This window comes from Salipaludibacillus sp. CUR1, from assembly GCF_021028955.1.
GTDB lineage: Bacteria > Bacillota > Bacilli > Bacillales > Salisediminibacteriaceae > Salipaludibacillus.
The window spans coordinates 1-8498 of the sequence record NZ_JAIWPE010000063.1; the positions used below are offsets into that span (position 1 = coordinate 1).

At 43.8% G+C, this 8498-nt stretch carries 6 protein-coding genes; all 6 read right to left on the reverse strand.

Annotated features, from left to right (window positions below):
* Positions 1-201: 201 nt before the first annotated feature.
* On the reverse strand, positions 202-465 hold the full coding sequence (locus K8O68_RS12915) for a hypothetical protein (protein WP_230897292.1): 264 nt from the start codon (positions 463-465) through the stop codon (positions 202-204).
* A 114-nt stretch (positions 466-579) separates the two neighbouring features.
* Positions 580-1320 carry a 3-oxoacyl-ACP reductase FabG gene (gene fabG, locus K8O68_RS12920; protein ID WP_230897293.1) on the reverse strand — a complete coding sequence of 247 codons (741 nt, stop codon included), beginning with the start codon at positions 1318-1320 and terminating at the stop codon, positions 580-582.
* 71 nt (positions 1321-1391) lie between these two features.
* Positions 1392-2681 carry a GntP family permease gene (locus K8O68_RS12925; RefSeq protein WP_230897294.1) on the reverse strand — a complete coding sequence of 430 codons (1290 nt, stop codon included), beginning with the start codon at positions 2679-2681 and terminating at the stop codon, positions 1392-1394.
* Between the two features lie 37 nt (positions 2682-2718).
* Entirely contained in the window at positions 2719-4290 is a 1572-nt protein-coding gene (locus K8O68_RS12930) for an acyl CoA:acetate/3-ketoacid CoA transferase (protein ID WP_230897295.1), read from the reverse strand.
* A 409-nt stretch (positions 4291-4699) separates the two neighbouring features.
* Positions 4700-6769 (reverse strand): sigma 54-interacting transcriptional regulator, encoded by a 2070-nt coding sequence (locus K8O68_RS21470; RefSeq protein ID WP_255717205.1) that lies wholly within the window; start codon positions 6767-6769, stop codon positions 4700-4702.
* Between the two features lie 317 nt (positions 6770-7086).
* The gene (locus K8O68_RS12945; protein WP_230897296.1) at positions 7087-8265 is read right to left on the reverse strand and encodes an acetyl-CoA C-acetyltransferase; all 1179 of its coding nucleotides are present in this window, start codon (positions 8263-8265) and stop codon (positions 7087-7089) included.
* Between the last annotated feature and the right edge of the window lie 233 nt (positions 8266-8498).

Here is an 8498-nt window from a genome sequence, read left to right on the forward strand (position 1 = left end):
TGTAGAGGATTGGGAACAAGTATTGGTCTCTCCTCTACAATAGGAGCTTTTTTTGTGTTTGTAAACTCAAAATTACATTATATTCCATTCATGCAAGGCTACTGGGACAGACCCCCCAGGAATTCACAAATAAAACCGTGCGGCTTTTACTTTGCCCGCACGGTTCTTTTAATAATCATTTAAAGAAAATCTTCCATATAGTTATCCGTCGTCTCCATCGCCGTCTATTTCATCCACAAAATCTTCGTTAATTTCTATATTTACGGAATCCTCGCCATTTCCATTCCCATTACCGTTTTCTCCTCCGGCACCGTCACCGCCGCCTGGGAGCATAGGGAGAAGATAGTTGACTATAAAAAACAAAATAATAATTGTAATAATTGTTATAAAAGCATACTTAATAAATGTTGCGCCAACCTTGCCCGGCTCCTCTTTTTTTTCGACGCGCTTATAGTCGTCACTCACATGTAACACTCCTTTATCATTCTCTTAGTGTGAGTGATACCCTGTCAGGCAAGACTGAAACATACCAGGCTTGAAAGTAAAAAAATGGGGGGACAGACCCCCCACTTATTTCCATTAAATAACGACGCCGCCGTCGACGGAGAGGACCTCTCCTGTGATAAAGCGCGCTTCGTCTGACGCTAGGAACAGATAAGCGTTCGCGATATCCTCGGGTTTGCCCAGATCTTTCAGCACGGATTTGTCTTTCATCATATCGAGAACTTTATCCGGCATTTTTTCTGTCATTGGAGTCAGCACAAATCCTGGTGCCACAGCGTTGACACGGACATTAAAGCGGCCAAGCTCTTTAGCCCACGTTTTTGTCATACCGTTCACACCCCATTTAGTAGCTGCATAATTTGTCTGGCCGAAGTTTCCATACGTGCCGACTACGGAAGAGGCATTTAAAATGACGCCGCCGTTCTGCTCTTTCATTACAGCTGCAGCTGCCTGGGAAACGTTGAATACACCTTTTAAGTTAACATCTATGACACGATCCCACTGGTCTTCTTCCATTTTTAACAACTGGGCATCAGCAGTTATCCCTGCATTATTAACGACGATATCCACACTGCCGTAAATTTCTTTTGAATAATCAATAACTGATTTTACCGCTTCCCTGTCTGTTACGTTTACAGATTGAGAGACCGCTTTTCCTCCGTCAGCCTCAATTTCCTGAACAACCTGGTTAATATCTTCTTCGTTTAAGTCAGCTACTACAACATTCGCCCCTTCTTTTGCAAACGTTAATGCTGTCGCTTTCCCGATTCCTCGTCCTCCACCTGTTACGATTGCTGTTTTACCTTGTAATCTCATGATTCAACCTCTCCTTTTTTTCTTATAATAATGTTTGTTAGTTACCCTTGAAAACTATTACTCTCTATTTTTTACAGCAGACCAATCATCGAAACCAGAATGGCCACAACAACTGATAAAACCGGAATGAGTGCGCCTACAACGAAAATATCTTTATAGGACTCTTTATGTGTCATCCCTGTAATGGCAAGCAATGTCAGGACGGCACCGTTGTGCGGCAGGACGTCCAGTCCGCCGGACGCTATGGAAGCAACCCTGTGAAACGCTTCCGGTGGAATACCTGTATTCATTGCAATCTGATAATACTGCTCCCCAAGCGCTTCCAGCGTAATTCCCATACCCCCGGACGCTGAGCCGGTCGCACCGGCAAGCACGTTAATTGCAGCTGCCTGGGAAAAAAGCGGGTTCCCCGGAATGCCCATAACGAGTTCCGTTAACCTTTCAAACCCTGGAACTGCTCGTACGACAGAGCCGAAGCCTACCGCGGCACTTGTATTAATAATTGCTATAACAGATCCGCTGGCACCGCCGTTGATTGCTTTTGTAAAGCCTTTGAATTTAGAAATATTGAAAAGCATAATAGAAACAATCCCGGTAAGTAAGGCGACTACAATATCCCAATTCAACACATTTAATGTGAAGACAACGAGGACAAGCGGCAGAAAAGACAAGGCTATATGTGGAACTTTTCCATTATCATCTTCCACAGTTACTTTCTTGTCTTTGGGCTCGGTATACACTTCACCTGCAGCCGTAAGTTTCTTTTCTCGCCAGCGGAGATATAAGTACCCTCCAACTGCCATCACCACCGCCGCAGATAAACCCATGAAAGGTGCAGCCATCGCATTGGTTCCATAATACTGGGTTGGAATCAGGTTTTGAATTTGCGGAGTACCCGGAAGTGCTGTCATCGTAAAGGTAAAAGCCCCTAAGGCGACTGTCGGCGGAATAAGCCGACGCGCGATATTAGCTTCCCTGAACAAAGCCAGAGCCAAAGGATAGACTGCAAACACAACAACAAACAAACTGACGCCGCCGTAAGTTAAAACGGCCGCAGATACGATGACCCCTAAAATGGCCCGCTGAGTACCGATAACTTTAGTCAGCCCCATGGCTACCGATTTTGCCATTCCAGTATCTTCCATAAGCTTACCGAAAATTGCTCCTAGCATAAATACCGGAAACCATGTCTTGGCGAACCCGACAAACCCCTCCATATACGTATTTGTATAAGCATCAAGAAGATCAAGTCCCCCAGTCAGTGCGACAACCCCTGCAGCGATCGGTGCGACCCAAATAATGGACCATCCCATATAGGCCAGCACCATAATTAAAATTAATCCAAGTAAAATTCCTAACAATGGTTTCTCCCCCTTAGAAAAATCGTTTTAGTGCTGATTAACATAAAACAGCTTTACCGTTTGCACACCCTAACTTCATTTTTTCTTCCTTAAAAATGCTTATATCCATCGGCTTCAGTTCATCTGAAATAATTGGTTTGAAATCCATTTGACCGAGAATATCTTTATCAAGATCCACCCCTGGAGCAATTTCAGTAAGAACGAGTCCTTTAGGCCCTAATTCGAAAACAGCTCGTTCCGTTACATACATAACCGGCCGGTTTAATTCTGACGCATACGAACCGCTGAACGTGATTTGCTCCACATCCTTAATAAACTTTTTAATCTTTCCTTCCTGGACAATTTTCATTTCACCATCCTGAATGTCTACTTTCAGTCCCCCGGCAGTAAATGTTCCGCAAAAGACAACCTTTTTCGCATTCTGGGTAATATTAATAAATCCGCCAGCACCCGTAATTTTGGTCCCAAATTTACTTACATTAACATTTCCTGATTCGTCCAGCTGGGCCAAACCGAGAAAAGCAAGGTCTAAACCGCCTCCGTCATAAAAATCAAACTGGTAAGGCTGATCGATGATGGCATCCGGGTTTGTAGAGGCCCCAAAACTTAATCCCCCAGCAGGAATACCGCCAATAGGACCGGATTCAAGGGTGAGTCTCATTTGATTAATGACGCCTTCTTCACTGGCAACAGAAGCTACCCCTTCAGGAACCCCTATCCCAAGGTTAGTGACAGCGTTCGGTATCAGTTCCATAGCCGAACGGCGGGCAATAATTTTACGCTCGTTTAATGGAAGCGGCTTCAATTTATCTAAAGACATTTTAATCTCACCGGAATATGTCGGATTATATTGCTCCTGGAATGTCTGCATATGGTTTTCCTGCTTTGCTTCAACGACTGCATCTACAAGAATTCCAGGTATTTTCACCATGCGAGGGTCCAGCGTTCCGCTTTCGACGACTTTCTCTACTTGTAGAAGCACAATGCCTCCGCTGTTTTTAGCGGCCTGTGCCATCGACAGGACTTCAAGTGTCGCTACCTCTTTTTCCATTGTCGCATTCCCCAATTCATCAGCATATGTCGCGCGGATCACTGCGACATGAATCGGAAAGGAATGGTAGAATAAATATTCTTTATCATTAAAAGTCATCAGCTCTACCATATCTTTTGTCGTGTAGTCATTAATTTTTCCGCCATCGTTACGCGGATCAACGAATGTTTTCAGTCCTACATGAGAGATGGTCCCTGGTTTTCCGGCTGCAATGTCCCGAAACATATGTGTTATTACACCTTGCGGCAGATTGTAAGCTTCTATTTTATTATCAATTGCCAGTTTTTGAAGTTTTGGAGCAAGCCCCCAATGGCCGCCTATGACTTTAGAAACGAGGCCTTCATGACCGAGGTGGTTTAAGCCTCGCTCTTTCCCGTCTCCCTGGCCTGCAGCATACACTAATGAGAGGTTTCTGGGTGCTCCTTCTTCCAAAAAGCGTTCCTCAAGAGCCTGGGTCAGTTCCTCCGGATGTCCGTTTCCAACGAATCCTCCTGTTGCCACCATGGCACCGTTTTCAATTTTACTTACCGCTTCTTTTGCAGTCATTACTTTACTCATGATTCATCAACCTCCGCTTCATTTCCACATACTTCAAAGGTTGAATATTTAAAAGTATATAGAAATGAAATTTATATTTTTTATCTGCTTAGTTATGTTGCAAGATTAATGCCAACTTTTTTGTCGAAAAATAAGAGGTTAATAAGTTTCAAGCTGTTACTGCAAAGGGTATATTGTATGCGTTTTCATGTAATTTTCATACAATTGTTATTTTTACTTAACAGTTATAACTAAGTGTACACTTTTATGTCACGTTTTGTTAACACATTATAAAGTCATAAAATGAAGTGTTCATTTTAATTTACACTTTTAAATGTAAGCGCTTTTTTGTTTATAAATCTGTCAAAAATCCAGAAAAATTTTTCGAGCTGTAAAAAGCTGGGGGGTCAGACCCCCCAGCTTTTGGTAATCACTCATATTTAGATATTTTTTCATAGAGAGCGGTACGGCTGATGCCTAGAAGTTTAGCTGCTTTTGACTTATTCCCATTCGTATACTGCAGAGTTTCAATGATAGCTTTCTTCTCAGCTTCTCTTAATTGCTCCGCCAGTGTTTTCGGTTCCTCGGCCGCTTTTATTCCGGTAATTTTCTCAGGAAGATGTTTATCCGTAATGGTTTCATAGGAATCCACTACATTAACTGTCCGTTCAATGACATTTTCCAGTTCCCTTGTGTTTCCAGGCCAGTAATAATGCAGGAGTGCGGCCATGGCCCGGTTGTCAATGACCGATACCTCTTTACCCAGGCGGGCAGACAGTTTTTTTAGAAAGTAAGGAACGAGAGCTTCGATATCTTCTTTTCTTGTCCTTAACGAAGGAATCTGGATTGAAAAGACATTTAAACGGTAAAAAAGATCAAGCCGGAAGTCGCCGCTTTGAATCATTTTTTCGAGGTTTCTGTTTGTAGCTGCTACAACACGTATATCAATGGGTTTCGCTGCATTGGCTCCCACCTTTTCCACTTCACGTTCCTGCAGGACGCGGAGAAGTTTTACCTGCATATGAATTGGCAATTCACCGATCTCATCAAGAAATATTGTGCCGCCGTCCGCGGCTTCAAACTTGCCTTTTTTTCCTCCCCGTTTCGCTCCTGTAAATGACCCTTCTACGTAACCGAATAGCTCAGATTCAATAAGATCACTCGGGATGGCAGCGCAGTTCACTTTGACAAAAGGCCCTGGAGACCTTGGACTAGCGTTGTGAATCGCGTGGGCGAACAACTCTTTACCGGTTCCGCTTTCTCCGAGCAAAAGCACATTCGAGTCAGTTCCGGCTGCTTTTTGCGCCAGATTTTTAGCTTTTAGCCATGATTCGCTTTTTCCTATAAGCTGATTAAACTGGTATTTAGCCCGGTTCGTTTCCTGCCATTCTCCCTTATAATTATCCAGTTCCTTCTCCAGCTTCGCCATCCGCTTTTTAAGCGCTTTAAATCCGCCTAAATTCTTAAAAAGAACTTTTCCTACAGCCCCTTCTAATTTTCCTTCTTTAAAAATGGGGAGCCTGGTGGCTACCATATAATCGCCTTTTATAGGCTGGATATCCGCTATTTCAGGTTTTCCAGTTTCAGCGACGAGGTGCATACGCGTATTTTCAATGATGTCCGTGACGTGTTTTCCTGTCACTTCGTCCGCATCCACTTCAAGAAAGTCTGCATACTCCTGGTTGATCATTGTTATAAACCCTTCTCTATCAACCATCACTATTCCATCATGTGCAAACTCAATTATAGTCTCCATCTGTTCCGCTTTTTCTTTCCAGTCTTCATTTTCGTCTGGAAATGATACAGGATCAGCTACTGTAAACCGGAAAGCCAAATAGACGGCAGAACTTTTCGCCAAGGCTATCGGCTGTTTCATTACCCTGTATTTTTTATTATTAATGGTTACTTTGTCAGTCATTTGATTTGTTTCGTCACTAAGCAGCGAACGAAACTGGTCATTGACTACAAGTTCACTGAAACGTTTTTTTGTTAAATCTTCAGCCGATAGATTAAACAGTTCCTTAGCACGCTTATTAGCCAGAACAACTGTTTCCTTATGGTCAACAATAAGCATAGCTTGGTGCTCGTGATCAATCAGTGCCTGATAAAGGCTGTCGGCGTTTCTGCTCTCTTTTTCCAAAGCATACAGCCAGTCATCAGGATAGAGGACGCCGCTTAACTGCCGGTCGTCATTAACGACCGGCAGCGACGGCGGATACCATTTTAACTTCTGCAGCGGCATCTCAAGTTCGTGGACAGTAGTCACTTGCCGGTCCATAATATCTGTTACTTTTTTCTGCGGAGAAAGGCCTTTCATCATTGCCGTCATCAGTGAATCAGCAGACAGGCTTCCCACGACATGCTTTTCTTCATTCAGTACAGGTGCCGCATCATTTTGTATGTGATACATTTTGGCAGCGGCTTCCTGAATGCTTTCATGTGTATATAACACCACGGGTGCTTCTTTCATTGCTGCCTTTGCAGGAATTCGTCGGTTCAATGTCCAGCCCCCTCCTTCACATTATTTAATGGATTGTTATCAGCTTTATCTGGCCCGCGTTACTTATGTGCTTTGTGCAAAAATGCAGATGGGGATGTCGATAGCTTGACTAGTTGTTACATTTAAACGGCAGCTTTTCACTTTGCCTTCCTCATAACTAATTTTCCCCTGTTATTTACATTTACTTACAAAAAATGTTTCACATGAAACATTTACCGTCATTTATTTCACTATAACGACAGCAGGCAAACGAATGATGTCAGGGCAAGTATAGCAAAGAGGAAGCCGGTGAAAAAGCTTCCTCTTAAGACGTCTGGCTATCTGCTGACGATTAATGATGTGCCCTGTCCGCCGCCGATGCACAAAGTAGCCAGCCCGTGTTTAGATTCACGGCGTTTCATTTCGTGAAGCAGGGTGACAAGGATACGCGCTCCGGAGGCACCAATCGGGTGGCCGAGTGCAATGGCTCCTCCGTTAACATTTACTTTGCTGCGGTCCATTTCAAGGTCTTTTGCCACTGCAAGCGCCTGTGCAGCGAAGGCTTCATTTGCTTCAATAAGATCCATATCATTAATTGTAAGGCCCGCACGCTCCAGAGCCTGTTTTGAAGCCGGCACCGGGCCGTACCCCATAATTTCAGGATCGAGAGCTGCATTGCCGTATGAAGTAATAGTTGCTAACGGAGTTAAGCCGAGTTCTTCAGCCTTCTCTTTAGCCATGACCACTAACATTGCAGATCCGTCGTTAATGCCGGATGCATTTCCCGCTGTTACAGTCCCGTCTTTTTTGAACGCTGGACGCAATTTACCGAGCTTATCAATTGTTATCCCGTGCTTAGGAAATTCATCATCTTTAACTACTATTGGATCGCCTTTCCTCTGGGGAATTTCAACAGGGACAATTTCTTCTTCGAAACGGCCTTCTTTCTGAGCGGCTTCAGCAAGTTTCTGGCTTTCAAGGGCAAACTTGTCCTGTTCTTCTCTGCTGATGCTCCACTGTTCGGAAATGTTTTCAGCGGTGATCCCCATATGAATGTCGGTAAACGCATCCATTAATCCGTCTTTTAAAAGCGTGTCTACCATTTTTCCGTCACCCATGCGCTGCCCCCAGCGTGCATTCGGAAGCACATACGGAGCGTTGCTCATGCTTTCTGTTCCGCCGGCAAGAATAATGTCGGCGTCGCCAAGCGCAATAAACTGTGCTGCCATGCTGACTGTCCTAAGTCCGGATCCGCAAAGCTTGTTAATAGTTGTAGCCGGAATGGTATTAGGAACTCCAGCTTTGATAGCCACCTGGCGCGCGACATTCTGCCCTAAGCCGGTAGACAATATATTCCCCACAAGGACATCGTTGATCATATCCGGTTCTATATTCGCCCGGCTTATCGCTTCTTTTGCTGCCAATGCACCTAAATCTACTGCTGACTTGGATGCCAGTCCCCCGCCGAAATTACCTATTGGTGTACGTGCTGCACTCACAATCACTACTTCTCTCATAATTGATTCCTCCCTGTAAAATAATCACTTTTATACACTAACTTTATAATGCAAGTTCCATGCCAGTTTGTCCAGAGTAAAAGTGTCCAGTTTAGTTTACATTATCCATAAAATGGGGGGTCTGTCCCATAACGATTGCACGTAAGTAAAATAAATACACTAATGTTAATATATGTAAACAATATTTTGGGTTAATTTTAAAAAAAGGCGGACGAGGCATATAACGACCTTGT

Coding starts and splice junctions, on each gene's coding strand:
- fabG (WP_230897293.1), bottom strand. CDS start 1,320: ATGAGATTACAAGGTAAAACAGCAATCGTAACAGGTGGAGGACGAGGA.
- K8O68_RS12930 (WP_230897295.1), bottom strand. CDS start 4,290: ATGAGTAAAGTAATGACTGCAAAAGAAGCGGTAAGTAAAATTGAAAAC.
- K8O68_RS12945 (WP_230897296.1), bottom strand. CDS start 8,265: ATGAGAGAAGTAGTGATTGTGAGTGCAGCACGTACACCAATAGGTAAT.